General features: G+C 39.2%; 16 protein-coding genes. 6 read left to right on the forward strand and 10 right to left on the reverse strand.

What is annotated here, in order from left to right; translation table 11 throughout:
- Nucleotides 1–248: 248 nt before the first annotated feature.
- Together KW850_RS15265 and KW850_RS15270 are read right to left on the reverse strand one after the other, a co-directional pair.
- A complete protein-coding gene (locus KW850_RS15265; RefSeq protein ID WP_218348445.1) occupies nt 249–812 on the reverse strand; it encodes a TetR/AcrR family transcriptional regulator in 564 nt (187 codons plus the stop codon).
- A 12-nt stretch (nt 813–824) separates the two neighbouring features.
- Nucleotides 825–1,532, reverse strand: coding sequence for an MBL fold metallo-hydrolase (locus tag KW850_RS15270; protein WP_218348446.1), 708 nt, complete (start codon nt 1,530–1,532; stop codon nt 825–827).
- Between the two features lie 237 nt (nt 1,533–1,769).
- Between KW850_RS15270 and KW850_RS15275 the strand changes: the two genes are divergently transcribed.
- The 4 genes from KW850_RS15275 (at nt 1,770) to KW850_RS15290 (ending at nt 3,313) form a co-directional block, all read left to right on the forward strand.
- Nucleotides 1,770–2,096: an ArsR/SmtB family transcription factor gene (locus KW850_RS15275; RefSeq protein ID WP_218348447.1), complete on the forward strand. Its 327-nt coding sequence runs from the start codon at nt 1,770–1,772 to the stop codon at nt 2,094–2,096.
- Complete coding sequence (locus tag KW850_RS15280; RefSeq protein WP_218348448.1) at nt 2,080–2,535, forward strand: SRPBCC family protein; 456 nt, start codon at nt 2,080–2,082, stop codon at nt 2,533–2,535. Before KW850_RS15275 ends, KW850_RS15280 begins: the two co-directional genes overlap by 17 nt.
- Before the next feature lie 192 nt (nt 2,536–2,727).
- Nucleotides 2,728–2,904, forward strand: a complete 177-nt coding sequence (locus KW850_RS15285) for a hypothetical protein (protein ID WP_218348449.1) — start codon at nt 2,728–2,730, stop codon at nt 2,902–2,904.
- Nucleotides 2,905–2,923: 19 nt separating this feature from the next.
- Nucleotides 2,924–3,313, forward strand: a complete 390-nt coding sequence (locus tag KW850_RS15290; protein WP_218348450.1) for an SRPBCC family protein — start codon at nt 2,924–2,926, stop codon at nt 3,311–3,313.
- Here KW850_RS15290 and KW850_RS15295 read toward each other — a convergent pair.
- Complete coding sequence (locus tag KW850_RS15295; RefSeq protein WP_218348451.1) at nt 3,201–3,635, reverse strand: 2Fe-2S iron-sulfur cluster-binding protein; 435 nt, start codon at nt 3,633–3,635, stop codon at nt 3,201–3,203. The two genes, KW850_RS15290 and KW850_RS15295, sit on opposite strands and share 113 nt — an antisense overlap.
- Nucleotides 3,636–4,062: 427 nt before the next feature.
- Here KW850_RS15295 and KW850_RS15300 point away from each other — a divergent pair, with 427 nt between their 5' ends.
- Nucleotides 4,063–4,566 (forward strand): DoxX family protein, encoded by a 504-nt coding sequence (locus tag KW850_RS15300; protein ID WP_218348452.1) that lies wholly within the window; start codon nt 4,063–4,065, stop codon nt 4,564–4,566.
- Nucleotides 4,567–4,639: 73 nt separating this feature from the next.
- On the opposite strand, the gene KW850_RS15305 is transcribed toward KW850_RS15300, so the two are convergent.
- The 5 genes from KW850_RS15305 to KW850_RS15325 all read right to left on the reverse strand — a co-directional run bounded on the left by KW850_RS15305 (nt 4,640) and on the right by KW850_RS15325 (nt 9,570).
- Nucleotides 4,640–4,861, reverse strand: a complete 222-nt coding sequence (locus tag KW850_RS15305; protein ID WP_218348453.1) for a hypothetical protein — start codon at nt 4,859–4,861, stop codon at nt 4,640–4,642.
- A 179-nt stretch (nt 4,862–5,040) separates the two neighbouring features.
- A complete protein-coding gene (locus tag KW850_RS15310; RefSeq protein WP_218348454.1) occupies nt 5,041–5,529 on the reverse strand; it encodes a GNAT family N-acetyltransferase in 489 nt (162 codons plus the stop codon).
- Between the two features lie 313 nt (nt 5,530–5,842).
- On the reverse strand, nt 5,843–7,474 hold the full coding sequence (locus tag KW850_RS15315; RefSeq protein WP_218348455.1) for a M4 family metallopeptidase: 1,632 nt from the start codon (nt 7,472–7,474) through the stop codon (nt 5,843–5,845).
- A gap of 241 nt (nt 7,475–7,715) precedes the next feature.
- Entirely contained in the window at nt 7,716–9,056 is a 1,341-nt protein-coding gene (locus KW850_RS15320) for a DUF4179 domain-containing protein (RefSeq protein WP_218348456.1), read from the reverse strand.
- Nucleotides 9,034–9,570 carry a sigma-70 family RNA polymerase sigma factor gene (locus KW850_RS15325; RefSeq protein WP_218348457.1) on the reverse strand — a complete coding sequence of 179 codons (537 nt, stop codon included), beginning with the start codon at nt 9,568–9,570 and terminating at the stop codon, nt 9,034–9,036. Before KW850_RS15325 ends, KW850_RS15320 begins: the two co-directional genes overlap by 23 nt.
- A 284-nt stretch (nt 9,571–9,854) precedes the next feature.
- Here KW850_RS15325 and KW850_RS15330 point away from each other — a divergent pair, with 284 nt between their 5' ends.
- Complete coding sequence (locus KW850_RS15330) at nt 9,855–11,375, forward strand: ATP-binding protein (RefSeq protein ID WP_218348458.1); 1,521 nt, start codon at nt 9,855–9,857, stop codon at nt 11,373–11,375.
- A gap of 242 nt (nt 11,376–11,617) precedes the next feature.
- Here the strand turns inward: KW850_RS15330 and KW850_RS15335 are convergent, their stop codons facing one another.
- Both KW850_RS15335 and KW850_RS15340 read right to left on the reverse strand, forming a co-directional pair.
- Complete coding sequence (locus tag KW850_RS15335) at nt 11,618–12,862, reverse strand: MFS transporter (RefSeq protein WP_218348459.1); 1,245 nt, start codon at nt 12,860–12,862, stop codon at nt 11,618–11,620.
- A gap of 284 nt (nt 12,863–13,146) precedes the next feature.
- Nucleotides 13,147–13,824 (reverse strand): AlkZ-related protein, encoded by a 678-nt coding sequence (locus KW850_RS15340; RefSeq protein WP_218348460.1) that lies wholly within the window; start codon nt 13,822–13,824, stop codon nt 13,147–13,149.
- Between the last annotated feature and the right edge of the window lie 127 nt (nt 13,825–13,951).

Genomic DNA, 13,951 nt, shown 5'->3' on the forward strand with positions numbered 1-13,951 from the left:
ATATTTAGGTTAAACTGTATTTGAGTCATAATTAATTCCTCCACATTGTTTTCTTCGCCGTTAACATTGTAACCATGAGGAATTAATTTGACTCATTTTCTTTTTACACAATTATATGGACTCAATCTCCCAGAGGGACCGCGACCGACATTTTTCCACGTCTTCCGGCACTGTCAACCTCTCAGAGGGACCGCGATAGATATTTTCCCATGCTACGGGCACTGTCAACAAACCACATACTAATCTCCTTACCCAATCCCAGCTAGAAAGGCCTTAATGATAATCATCAAACTCTCATTCAAATCCACTGACATCTTAAACCCGCCTTTTTGCTCTAAGGCTGAGAATCCATGTAAAATACTGCGCAATCCCCTGACAGCATGTAAGGCACGGTCACCTTCTAATTGATAGGCCTGCAAAATACGGACTGAAAGGTCTACGATTTTTTCGCCCGCTTGCTGTACATCTACATCTTCGGGATTCGGGGCAAGCAAGGTAGCTTCATAAATACCTGGATGTTTTCGGGCAAAATCCACATATGCCTGACTTACCGCTAGAATAGCTTCGGTGCCTGACACCCCAATCGCAGCATTTGCCATAACTTCATACAGCCTATCAAGTCCGTAGATAGCCAATTTCTTTCGTAATCCAGTAAGTCCATCGAAATGGTTATATAATGAAGGGGGACGGATCCCTAGTTTCTTCGCCAAGTTAGCTAAGGTAACTTCCTGCACCCCCTGTTGGTCGGCAAGTTCTCCTGCTGCTTCAATTATAAAAGATATTTCGAGACCGATCTTGGGTCTTGGTGACATCGTCATTACTCCCTATCTAAGTTTTCGTTCAAGATGCCTGATTGCCTGTTCCATTTCATTCACAGGATTCATCACCATCTCTCCGTGGCCGACTGCAAGTACTGCTGGTTGATAACCTATTAATTTTCGCGCACTTGTCAACGCTGTTTCCTTACTCCATGTACCAAAGGCTGGGAATGGAAACCACGGAATGATATCCCCTGCTACCGCCATTCCACCTCTTGTTTGCAAGGCATCACCGGCAATCAGCGCCTTTGTACGCAAATCTAAAAAGGACATCGAACCAGGTGTATGCCCAGGCGTTTCGATCGCGGTTAACGAACCGATCAGATCGCCTTCCTTTAATAAGATGTTGGCACGCGTTTTTAATTTTTTCGGCACACCGCCTTTAATCGGTGTTTGTGCCTCATGAGAATCAAGGGACCGATCACCATTCATTAGTCTGTGATCGCGATTCGAAATATAGACCGGTACTTCTGGCAGCCATTCTTTTAATGAATCGAGCGCTCCGACATGGTCTTCATGAGCATGCGTCAATACAATTTTGGTAATCGGCTTTCCAATCGTTTTTGCTGCCTTCAAAATCCCCTTCGTGCAAAAACCTAATGCAGCATCAATTAGCGTTAGCCCATCCTCTTCCTCCACCAAATAGCAGTTGACTGGAAAAACACTCGCCATAAATGTGACTTGATACAAGTACCCATTTTTAATCATCCTCATAAGGAACATCTCCTTTTAACTAATATGATTAGTTTTATTTTAACTAATACTATTAGTTTTATCAAGCCCTTTTTGTGAAAAAATATCATTAGATTAGATACCATAAGGGAACCAAGACATTAACTTCTCATAATTTGACATATATTCATCACTTTTTCCAAAAGATACTAACTACTGAAAGGAGATTTTTTCATTAATTAAGTTGACACTTAATTAAGCATACGCTAAAATAACAACATGATTGAAAAAGTCCTACATGCTTTGGCAGAGCCTAGACGTCGAGATATTCTATATCTTGTTCGCGATGGAGAGCTTACCTCCAGCGCGATTGCCTCCCATTTTGACATCTCAGCTCCTGCAGTTTCTCAGCATCTCAAAGTTCTCGAACAATCTGGCCTTGTAGTGGTTCGGAGGGACGGAACAAAACGGTACTACGGTATCAGAAGGGACGGTTTTTCAGAATTAAAGCAGTATATTGACCGTTTTTGGGATGATAGTTTACTTCGTTTAAAAGAAGCTGCAGAAGAGGAAGAAAGGAGAATTAATCGTGAATCAGACCAATAATGACGTAATCACCAAAGAAATCTTTATTGAAGCTCGTCCGGAAACATTATTTTCATTCTTTACGGATGCAGACAAAATGGTCCGCTGGATGGGAAGACAGATCCTGCTCGAGCCTAAAATAGGCGGTAAATATCGAATTGATGTGAATGGCAGCGATATTGCCATGGGCGAATATGTTGAAATTGTTCCTTATGAAAAAATTGTCATGTCATGGGGCTGGGAAAAATCCAAGCTCGTGCCGCCCGGCTCAAGTAAAGTGGAATTCAAATTGACCCCGAAAGAAAATGGGACAAACCTAGTATTAACTCATTATGACCTCCCAGTGGAAGAAATCCCTTCACACCAACATGGCTGGTCACATTACATGCCACGCATCAAAGATTTTGCTGAAGGCAGAGACCCCGGCGTAGACCCCTGGTCCGTTGTAGCTATGCATTAATTTAATAAAATGGTTAAACTCATGGTTGATGTGGAGCGGAAGGCGCAAGACTCCCGCGGGAAAAAAACAGGATACGGGAGACCCCGCAGGCGTGTAAAGCACCGAGGAAGCTCCCGGACCGCCCACTGAAAGCGAACTTCTTTCGCTCTAATCAACTTTAATAAAAATAATTTATTAGGTAGAGAGAAAAAAATGACTAAATTATCTTGTAACTGTGGATTTACTGTAGAAAACGCCGACCGCTATAAAGTAGAGGCGGTTATGTGGCACCATGCCATTCAAGATCATGCGGACATGTTGAAAAGCATGAACGTTGAGATGCTCGAAGAATGGTTAAAAAATAAAGATAATCAGTTAGCATCTGCTTAATAAAATGGGAGGAATAAAAATGTCTAATATCATTCATCAGGAAGTAGTGTTCAACGCAAGCCCTGGACGATTATATGAAGCGCTCACAGATTCTCAACAATTTAGTGAAGTTACGGGAGGGGCTCCGGTTGAAATCAGCCCTGAAGCTGGCGGGACTTTTTCTTGCTTTGGCGGTATGATTCTTGGAAGAAACATTGAACTTGTTCCAGGTGTACGAATTGTTCAAGCTTGGCGTGTAGCGAACTGGCCTGAAGGGGTTTATTCTATCGCAAAGTTTGAACTTAAAGAACAAGACTCTAATACCCTTTTGGTTTTCGATCACATCGGTTTTCCTGAAGCTGAAGAAGTACATCTTGCGGCTGGATGGGGCGAAAATTATTGGAAGCCTTTAGAAAAATATTTAGGGTAAGCTTTTTCCTATCTACGTAAAAATGCTTGGAGCTTCTCCAAGCATTTTTATATATATCGATAACAATTTCCTCTGATTTAGCCCGCGAAACACATGCTAATATGCTCTTTTGTAAACCTTTTTGTTCCTCAGTTAAGAAGGAATCATAATGATCAATTTCCCCCTCTAGCACGTTAAGTTCACACGTTCCGCACCGTCCAACTCGGCAGGAATAAGGTGCCTTGATGCCCGCTTCAAGCAATGCCTCTAACGGGTTGGAATATCGATACACATCTTCCTTAAATGGATATGGAAATGATTTTAGGCCTGCTGCTTGATGCATAACCTCACTATTCACCGAAAATTCTATATATTCATTTTAATAAAAAAAAGGGGGAAATTAATCCTTTTTTTAGTGGGTTTCTGTATAAGCAGTTGGTCTGAAGGTCAAGACTTGCTTGGAAAACGGAGGAAATGTCTTTCATGAAGTAGATGATGGACAAAACTCACTTCGTATGCTGAGGATTTGTCTTTCATAACACCGATGATGGACAAATCTCTCTTCGTATGCTGGGAACTGTCTTTCATAACGCCGATAATGTACAAAAACACACCTGTGAATTGAAAAAAGATCGTTTGTTTGAAATTTGTTCAAAACTTTTTTACAAATATGTGAAATAGTGAACAATTTACCCTGATTTCAAAATAAGTTTGGTATAGTAAAAATGTAGATAACGAATAAAAATTTTATTAAACAAGGAGTGTTTCACATGGTAGTAAATTGGTTAAGAGAAAACAAAGTTGCCGCAGGCATTTTAACAGTCCTTCGACTTTATATCGGTTATTCTTGGTTAACAGCAGGATTCCACAAATTAACAGGCGGGTTCGATGCTTCTGGATTTTTAAAAGGAGTAATTGCTAATCCAGTAAAAGGTCCTGATGGCAGCGTCGTTTATGGCTGGTACGTAGATTTCTTACAGCATTTCGCATTACCAAACGTCGATATTTTTAATACAATTGTTCCTTTAGGTGAATTTTTAGTAGGACTTGGACTTATTCTTGGCTGCTTAACAACAGCTGCAATGTTCTTTGGTCTTGTGATGAACTTCGCGTTTTTCTTAGCAGGAACCGTATCTCATATCCCAACAGACCTATTCATCGGAGCTATTATCCTGTTCTCTGGTTTTAATGCCGGCCGTATCGGTCTTGACCGTTGGGTAATCCCATTTATTCGTAAAACCACTTTAAAAAAGCCCATTAAACAAAACGCCTAATGTAAACAAAAAAAGCGGCTCAATCTAAAGCATCCCTCTAGATTGAGCCGCTTTTTTAATTTTTCAGTGATTCTTAAAAGCTATTATCTTCTTCCAAGCGTTCCTTGTTCAAGTACCAATTTGATACCTGTGTAAGAATGGCAAACACGAAAAAGAAGTTCATCGCCCAGACATTAATGAACGGGGCTATACCGCCAAATTCAATGGTTTCAAGGCCTTTTAGCTTCATGACAATAGTTGATTCGATAAAAATAAGCACAAAACCCACTACACCAGCAATAGCCGCTCTGATCATATGTCATCCCCCTGAAACTTAAAAATTTATGTAAAATAATAAAATGGTGATTTTGACAATTTCGTGAACATCTCCCTCTTATTATATTACAAGAAACGAATTAACAACACCCTGAACACTTAAAAATAGGAGATAAATGGAACCAAAGATCTAACTAGTGGCAACTGCAATATCTTAAATTAAAGCGTTACCACCATATTCCAAGAAGTCCCGTCCACGCCCACCTTTTTAAAGCCCATTTTAGTATATAAATGGAGCGCCTTATTGTTAGGGTCCACGCTTAATGAAACCCTGCTAAATCCAATTTGTTTGGCTGCCTTTAACATCTCGCTAAGAAGAGCTGTCCCTATTCCTTTTCCTCTGTAATCTGGAAGAAGGGCCATTCCTAATAGTGGGGTATTCTCATCGATATAACCATATGTTTTATTGGTATCATTGAATAGTCGGATCCAGACAGCGCCAATTGGTGTGTCAGTCGAAGTTGTCGCAATTAAGGATGTATCGCCTTTTCTTCCCCAGCCTATCAATGATTGGGCAATTTGTGGTTCATTTAGTATATCTCGTGAAGGCCGCTGATCGCCCTCAGGAGTAAAAATTGCTTGATACAACATCTCCCATAAAAAATCCTCCTCTTCTTTAACTCCCTGTCTAATATGATATCTGTCCATATCCATCCCTCCTTTCTAGTAATTAAAAATATGTTGTGGTGCCAATCCTTATACATAACTATATTTCAGCCACATAAATTAGCGGAGCATTTTTACATTGCGCCACTAAAAATCTTCACAACTTCCACACAAGTTCCACCTAATTTCAACACAAGTTTTTCATATGATTAAGTCAAGTTAATACGGAAATAGTTAAAGAACTCATTTCTTAAAACTTCCCATTTTTGGATTGGTGCCTGACACCAATCTATTTTTTTATCCAGAAAAAAAGGTCAGCCATCACATTTTATGATGGCTGACCTACTATATTTTCTTAGTTTACCCCTACTTGTGTCCAAGCAGATTTAACAGCATTATATTGTGTGCTGCCAGAGCCATACAAATCAGCTGCGGCTGCAAGGAGAGCGGCACGTGCACCGCTAAAGTTACTTGTCGGAGTAAGATAGACCGTAAGTGCACGATAGTAGATTTTTTCAGCGACGGCTGTTCCCAGACTTGAAATCGTTAAATAGGCTGCTTTATTCGGAATACCACTATTTGTGTGAACTCCTCCATTATCTGAGGTTGTATTCACATAGCCGCTCATATTTTCTGGTTGTCCATAAAGACCAGGGTTTGAAAGACTGCGAAGGGCATCGCCAGCTTTATTAGGCGTGTACACATCTTCCCCAATTAAATAATCCCCTTTATCAAGGAATACTCCGAACGTATCAGAAATGGACTCATTTAAGGCACCTGATTGATATTGATATTCCAACCCTGCTGTTCTTTCTGTAACCGCATGTGTCAATTCATGGGCAACGACATCAAGTGCACCTGACAATGAACGGAAGGTTGTCCCATCGCCATCTCCATAAACCATTTGTGCTCCGTTCCAGAAAGCGTTGTTGTAATTTCTACCATAGTGGACAGTGGAGCGAAGAGTAGCACCATTATTATCAAAACTATTTCTATTAAACGTATTCTTATAATAATCATAGACAGCACCAGCATAGTAGTGCGCGTCGACATCTGCTCGCTGTGACGTAGCGTTGAAATTATTATCAGCATCAACAGAATAATTACCAGGTAATCGAGATGTATTTCCTGCCGTTCTTGTTTCAATAACACCCGTCATCGGCTTGGTAATATCATATAAATAATATGTTCCACTTGAATAATAAGTATTAATCGATTTCGTATCCCCTAGAACACCGACCCCTGTACCATCTGCGACAGCATTATAGGATTTTAAGATATTACCATTTACGGCATCCACATAGACGACCCAGTTGGCAGGGTATGGCTGAATAAATTGAAGATTTGTTTTGTAAGCCAAATTAAAGTGGTCACCATTTTTATATACCACTAATTCTGCCTTTTCCACCGTATCCTCTACCTTTTTACCAGTAGGACCAGCTTTGGCATTAGTTAAGGTTTCCTCTTTCGTTACTTTAATAGATTTCCAAGCCTTATCAAGGGCAGCATCCTTCGATAGCTGTGCTTTCAGGGCCCCTTTGAAATAGGAGGATGCCTCTGGGAACACATCTCCATTCACTGCGGTAACGATTCCATTTTTATCAGTGTGGACCTTAAACTTTGCTCCATCAACTGGAATCCCTTGAATTGATTGAACAAAATTATAGTGCTTGCTGCCAAGTTCATCCGTCTGAACATCTAGTAATGTTAAATCTTTAGCAGTATCTAATTGATATAACTCTTTATTTTCTTTTAAAAATTGTTTCACTGCATCTTTATCTTTATATGCTTTTGTTGATAGCTTTCCATGGACAAAGGATGGTACCTTTTGCCCTTGTTTCCAATAAACCTTAGCGTTCTGACCAAATTGCGCCGCATCTTTCTTAACCGTAACATTGTACGGAATCGTTTTTGCTGCAGCCGTAATCGGGAGCACAGACCCTATCGTTAATCCCAATGCTAATACAAGTGATGTTCTCTTTTTCATGCCAACCGCCTCCTAATTTCTTTTTGTGTATAATTTTCAAAATAATCATAACACGATGAATCTATTAGGATAATTGGGAAAAAAGTAGGGGGCAAGGTGTCAGGCACCAGCAGAAATATTCTATTCTATTAAAAAAACCAACGCTAGGTATGTCATGGCGTTGGGAAAATTTAGTTATTTATTTTTTCGTAAAACTAAACGTTTTTTTATTTATTGTAACTTTTTATTTAGGGCTTAAAGATTAGTCGATTTCAATTTTCACGGGGGCTAATTCAAGTGGCATATTCATCGCCATGGAATTCAAATTTACTCTAACCACGAACCGATCAGGTTGAAAATTCCCCAAGGTACTACTATCAAACGTACTTCTGAATCGCAATTTTTCCTTATCAAGGGTTTTTATCGTATGTTTGATTGGTTTCTCATATAGCTCTTTTCTTGATACCTTCACGAGTGTCACATCATTGCGGGCAAAATCATGAAAGTACGTGAAATTCCAATTTCCTTTCTCACCTCTATTTAATTGAAAATCGACAGTGACGGATTTTTCTTTTACCGTTATGTCTTCAACCATTACCGAGAGATTTTGTCTTTCAGCCTTGATTAGAACTGGAGTGTTTGTATCAAGGGAAACATATTGATTGGATTCTGATATGGCCGCTTGGGGACGAATTTCTACAAAACCCGTTTTGCCTTGTAACGGTTGTAAAATATTTGTCCTTCCTATTACAATCATCTTGTCCCCTGTCATTTTCTTTTCAAGCGTACTGGTTGATACTGGGTGGATCGGATTTCCTTTGTCATCGAACAACTCCATCCTGATTTGATCGAGTTTCCCTTCGCTTGGGTAGGAAGCTATGTAGTTAAGCGCGGTGGATGCCTTCCCATAAATAACAGAATTAACTTGGAACTTAACGTCATCCTTACTGCTTACTTTATGCATTTTTACAGTTTCAAAAGGTAATTGCTTAATTGGAACATTAAATCTCCAAGAACCCTTTTTTTGACCTATACTTTTAAATTCTAATGGAAATGTTGTATCTGTAGGTAATGCTGATTTTGGATAACTCAGTTGGATATGCCCGGTAAACCCGTTCTCAACACGCTCCATGTGGACGATTTCTTTCGTTTCTTCAATCCGATTGTCCCCATTAAATATCTCGTAAAAAGCAGCTAACCCTCCATCCTCATCCGCTTTTACGTTCCCTTTCACATCAAAAGTAACCCCAATAACAGCCCCATCAAAATAAGCACTCGTAATCGCTACATCTATCCCTTTATAGCTAGCAGTTTCGTTTAATTGGGTAATTAATTTTTGCGAAGCTAATTGTTCGCCTATTAAGTCTTTATAAAACCACCCCACCAGCGGCATCTCTGCCATTACCTTTGAAATGGACGGAAAAATAAACCCAGAAGAAATAAAGATTGCGGCTGCGGCTGCGGCCGAAAAAACAAAGACACGTTTTTTTCGAGGGTTTTTAGCCAAATTAGCTTGTCTCACACCCATTTTAATGGCCCTTACTACATCCTCTTTTGGCACTTCAATCTTTTCATATTCCTTAGAAAAAAGGTTCTTCTCCATTGTAACTGCCACCTCCTAATAGTTTTTTCAATTGATTTTTCCCTCGATAAAGATACGTCTTCACGGTATTCTCTGGGATATTCATCACTTTGGCCACTTCGCTTATCGGCAAATCCTGATAGTAAAACAGTATCACCGCATTCCTATAATGCTCATTTAATCTGTCGATGGCTTCTGCTAAATCTAAGGCCTCATCACGTCTATCCTCTTTCACTGGTAACATTTCAATAAAATCCTCCACCGGTATTTCTTTCTTTTTCTTTTTCAAGACATCATAGGCGCAGTGGATAATTATTTTGGTTAACCAAGTTAAAAAATATCTTTCCTCTCGTAATTGTCCGATTGCTAAAAATGCTTTATAGGCGGTTTCTTGAACAAGATCTAGCGCATCTTCACGATTCCCAACGTAGAGGTAAGCGGTCCGATACAATTGATCGCTATGTAAGATTAACAACTCTTCAAAGGCTTTCTTATTGCCCTTTATCGCTTTTTTTATCAGTTTTATTTCCTTCAATTTCTAACCTCCTTTCACTAATTAGAGAAGAGAGTACACAAAAAAGTTTCAAATTTTTTTAATGATAGTGTAACTATAGAAGTTAATGGAAGGTGGCCCCATACAGTTGGCTTGTCATTGCATTTCTTGGAGTAATTAATAAAACGGAGTAGGATAAAGGAACAACACCTTAAAATAAAGGAAGTTGAATAAAATTCCCAAAAATAAACAACTGTAAGGTATATTCCATTGCTTAAAAAAATAGTAGAATAATGATAAACAAATTTTTGAGGAGTAGATTCAACTTGGTTGCAGTTAGAGTTCTTTCATCAATCCTGAAGAATAAATTTTTAATATATCTACTACTCACTTTGATCCCCACAGTCGCAATCAGTTCGGTCTTAGCACAACACCGGGTAAAGGTATTGGAAGATCGAAATAAAAATAAAGCCGAAGATTATGCTAACTTTCACACAATGAATATTGAAAATTTCTTTAATGAAACGGTTGGCAGATTAGAGATGCTTGCTTCTTCGCTTAAGTTTCAGAATACCAGCCTAGAAAATTTAGAAACGTTACTTCGAGAAACAACAGGAAAAGATCCTCGTCTTTCCGGTTTCTTTTGGACTAACAGTAATGGTGACTTACTAATCAGCACGAATACAAATTCTAAAAATATAAATGTGAGCGATCAACCTTATTTTCAGCGTGCCATAAAGACAGAGAAAACAAGTTTTTCTGACGTACACATCGGCCGAGTCACTGGCAGGCAAATCATCACGATTGCCACACCCATTGTTGACCATGGCAAAATTCAGGGTGTTCTTGTTGCCAGTTTGCGTACGGACAAAATTGAAGCAGCCATAAAAAACCTGGTTACAGATGAAATGGTCATCGTCATGGATGATTCTAACAAAGTATTATTTAAAGCAGGCTCCATCCCTGAAGAAAACTCGATAAAATACAGCATGAAAATGGCCAATGTACCGTGGACGATTTCAGTCCTAGTCCAATCTGGGAATCGACTAGCTTTTTGGAAACCGTTTTTAAAATATATGATCATCTTTCTAACCCTTTCAAATATCGTCTTTTTATGGGCACAATATTTTCTTTTAAAAAAGAAAATAAAAAGGGAACAGGCCCAAACGGAACATCATAAGTTAGAATTAATCGGGAAGCTTGCGGCAAGTACAGCCCATGAAATACGGAATCCATTAACCGGTATAAAAGGCTTAATAAAACTGTTAAGCGAGGAATATCACGATCAAAAGGCCCAATCCTATTTCGAAGTGATTCAAACAGAAATCGATCGGATCAATGTCATTGTTAGTGAATTGCTTGTTCTAGGGAAACCGACTGCTCACACGCTAAAAACTGATAATGTTAATAACATCGTTGCTGAAATTGAGCCGATTATTCATTCCGAAGCCAATTTTATGAATGTGGAGTTAACCATCCATTATTGCAAGGAAAGTCTGCTTGTTTCTTGTGTCAAAGACCATCTCAAGCAAGTTATTCTTAACTTAACCAAGAACTCTTTGCAAGCTATGCCTTATGGAGGGAAACTTTCTATTACTCTAGAGAAGCTAGCAGATAATTGTTTGATTACCGTATTGGATAATGGAGTTGGGATGCAGCAGGATCAAATAAACCAAGCATTTAACCCATTCTTCACATTAAAGAAAGATGGTTCTGGCCTAGGTCTAACCGTCTGCAAACGAATAATTGACTCCTATGGCGGGAACATTTTTATTAAAAGTGTATCCAATGAAGGAACACAAGTAGAAATTACTTTGCCATTAGTAGTCGACAGGGACAGTTATTAAAAATCGTAGTCAGCCACTACGATTTTTTTTACTGCTTTGGCGCTCAAATGCCCCTATCATCAAAAAAAGCACTATTCTACTGAATAGCGCCTTATCTTTATGCTTGAATTTAGTGATCCTTTGAAAAAGGAAAATACACATCTATATTGTAATCGATATCATCCCTTTTTAATATAGGATTCTATGACAGTTTTTGCACAAAAAAAGCTGCCCTATGTAAAGAGCAGCCTTGTTGTATTTAATTAAGCTTCTTCGCTTTTTTTCAAAATTGGGAGCGACTGTTTGAAAAGAGGAACTAGAATAATAACCCCCACGATAAAAAGGAAGGCAGAGGCTTCATACATCGTGACAAGCGAAAAGGTTTTTTTCAGCCAGCCGCTCGCACTCATGGTAATGACCATTGTTCCCATAAACATCGGGTTTAATATCCCATTAACCCGCCCAATAAAAGCTTCATCTGTATTTTGCAAAATCATCGTATTAATTCCAATATGAATACAGGGCATAAACAAACCGCTAATAAATTGTGCGGTCAATGTCAGCCACAACTGTTCTGATAGCCCCATCACAATAAATCCTAAAGCAGAGGCGCTCATTCCTATCGCAAGCAAGATTTGTGGAGGAGTCTTTTTCGCTAATCCCATTATGAGGCCCCCACCTAAAATCATCCCTGCTCCAAATGCCGCCATCAACCATTGTAGGTCCTCTTTTGGTAAACCAAGTTTTTCCGTAATGAGGAATACAGAAAGTGGCTGCGTCAGCCCTAATCCTAACCCTGCTGCTGCAAAACAGCCCCCAAGCAAAGTTAGCGCCCGGCTGTTCCAAACATAGCGGAAACCTGCCTTCATTTCCTCCATAAGTGTGGTTTTTACAGCGTTTTCCTCGATTTCTCGGTCAGGTGGGAGCATAAATAGAATCGCTGCCGAGAGCATAAAGGCAATCCCCATCACAGCGATGGCTGCACTTATGCCGTAATGCTGATAAACAAAAGTACCAATAATCGGCCCTAAAATCATAAACAAAGCAAACACAGTTTGGTACATTGACATACCCATCTGAATAAGTTCTTCTTTTACATGAAGCTTGAAAAGTTTCATTCCAGAAGGCTGGGAAAACTGGGAAAGAATCGATGAAACAAGTGTCGCAAAGAAAATAACCTTCCAACTGCCAAATACTAATGTTAGCAATACAATAAAGATGGACATCGCACTAAGGAAGTCACACCAAATCATTGTCCGTTTCGGCATCCACCTGTCTGCCAAAGTGCCTCCAATAAAGGAAAATAAAAAGATTGGCGCAAATTCTGCAACTGAAATCAGTGAGACGGCAACGGGATCTTCATTTGTCTGCTCAATGACAAATAGTAAAATGGAATAGTTCCGTACCCAGATACCGATTTGTAGAAATAAGGTCGAGAGCAAGATGGTACGGATAACTCGATTACGAAATAAATCCACCATGGTAATGTTTGTTTTTGTTTCTTCCATAAAAAAACCTCCTTATCCATTCATCTGGACAGGAGGCACTTCAGCACAAAAGGACACAGTACACCAAGTACCATTTACTCCCTTTTGTCTATAAAAGCCCGCACTAATCCTATCCAGAAATATGTTCGTTTATTAATCCGAATTTTTTCCTTTTAATAGGTTTAGTGAATCATTGGCTTTATGGTCACCCTCTCAATTATCGTAGTTCCCATATTAATGGATTCAACCCGAAGAATCAAGAGCGAAGTTTGTCATAACATGTAACCAATGATAATCATCTGAACCTAAAACTGAAATATTTTTCCTAAAGCCTTTAAAGACTCGGGACTGCCTATCTTAACAAAATGGTTTTTTAACTCATCTTTTGCTTCTTCCATTTCGATATCATATAAATCAACAACATTATTTTTTGACCAATAGTCAAGTGTTTCAAAGGAAGTACTGCTCCAGCCGTTCTTCTCACCGGATGCGTTTATTTTCTCCTTGGTCCCTGAGACGACAATATCCATTGAGCCTTGTAATTCTAACAACGCCTGATCAAACGGCTTTTTCTTTTCTTTATCCTTCATACCTGCCTTGGCCCTTAACACTCTAGTGTCGATGCCTTCTTCCTCACTTATTAGGGTAAATAACTCTAAGGCCTCCCTTGAAATAAGACCATCCTTATACCGTTTCGATACTGATTCTTTTGACCCTAAGATCGTCTTTACCAAGGGGAGAATCTCACGGGAGATTAACACTGATTTTTTCTTAATAAACTTTCCGTAAGCTGCTACTCCATCGACAGGGAACTGTGCCCTCCATAACCATGGATCATTTTCTGAACCCGTATGCCAATGTTCCTTCGATGTAATGCTATCAAGCGAAGGGTATTGAGGAATAAGTGGCGAAAGAGGCAATAAACCTACTTCCTTAATAACCTTAACTGCTTCCTCATATGTACTAATTTGATAATCTACCAAGCCAACCAATCTCCTTTGATTCCGAATATCTCTTTATTTACTTCCCTATTAGTTTAGGTAAATCCTCCACTTTCTAAACTCATAGGAACCAAAGTGGCCAATTATATTTCGAAATAAAATTTAACGA

Source organism: Bacillus sp. sid0103, assembly GCF_019219025.1.

Coding starts and splice junctions, on each gene's coding strand:
- KW850_RS15265 (WP_218348445.1), bottom strand. CDS start 812: ATGTCACCAAGACCCAAGATCGGTCTCGAAATATCTTTTATAATTGAA.
- KW850_RS15270 (WP_218348446.1), bottom strand. CDS start 1,532: ATGAGGATGATTAAAAATGGGTACTTGTATCAAGTCACATTTATGGCG.
- KW850_RS15275 (WP_218348447.1), top strand. CDS start 1,770: ATGATTGAAAAAGTCCTACATGCTTTGGCAGAGCCTAGACGTCGAGAT.
- KW850_RS15285 (WP_218348449.1), top strand. CDS start 2,728: ATGACTAAATTATCTTGTAACTGTGGATTTACTGTAGAAAACGCCGAC.
- KW850_RS15290 (WP_218348450.1), top strand. CDS start 2,924: ATGTCTAATATCATTCATCAGGAAGTAGTGTTCAACGCAAGCCCTGGA.
- KW850_RS15295 (WP_218348451.1), bottom strand. CDS start 3,635: ATGCATCAAGCAGCAGGCCTAAAATCATTTCCATATCCATTTAAGGAA.
- KW850_RS15300 (WP_218348452.1), top strand. CDS start 4,063: ATGGTAGTAAATTGGTTAAGAGAAAACAAAGTTGCCGCAGGCATTTTA.
- KW850_RS15305 (WP_218348453.1), bottom strand. CDS start 4,861: ATGATCAGAGCGGCTATTGCTGGTGTAGTGGGTTTTGTGCTTATTTTT.
- KW850_RS15310 (WP_218348454.1), bottom strand. CDS start 5,529: ATGGACAGATATCATATTAGACAGGGAGTTAAAGAAGAGGAGGATTTT.
- KW850_RS15315 (WP_218348455.1), bottom strand. CDS start 7,474: ATGAAAAAGAGAACATCACTTGTATTAGCATTGGGATTAACGATAGGG.
- KW850_RS15320 (WP_218348456.1), bottom strand. CDS start 9,056: ATGGAGAAGAACCTTTTTTCTAAGGAATATGAAAAGATTGAAGTGCCA.
- KW850_RS15335 (WP_218348459.1), bottom strand. CDS start 12,862: ATGGAAGAAACAAAAACAAACATTACCATGGTGGATTTATTTCGTAAT.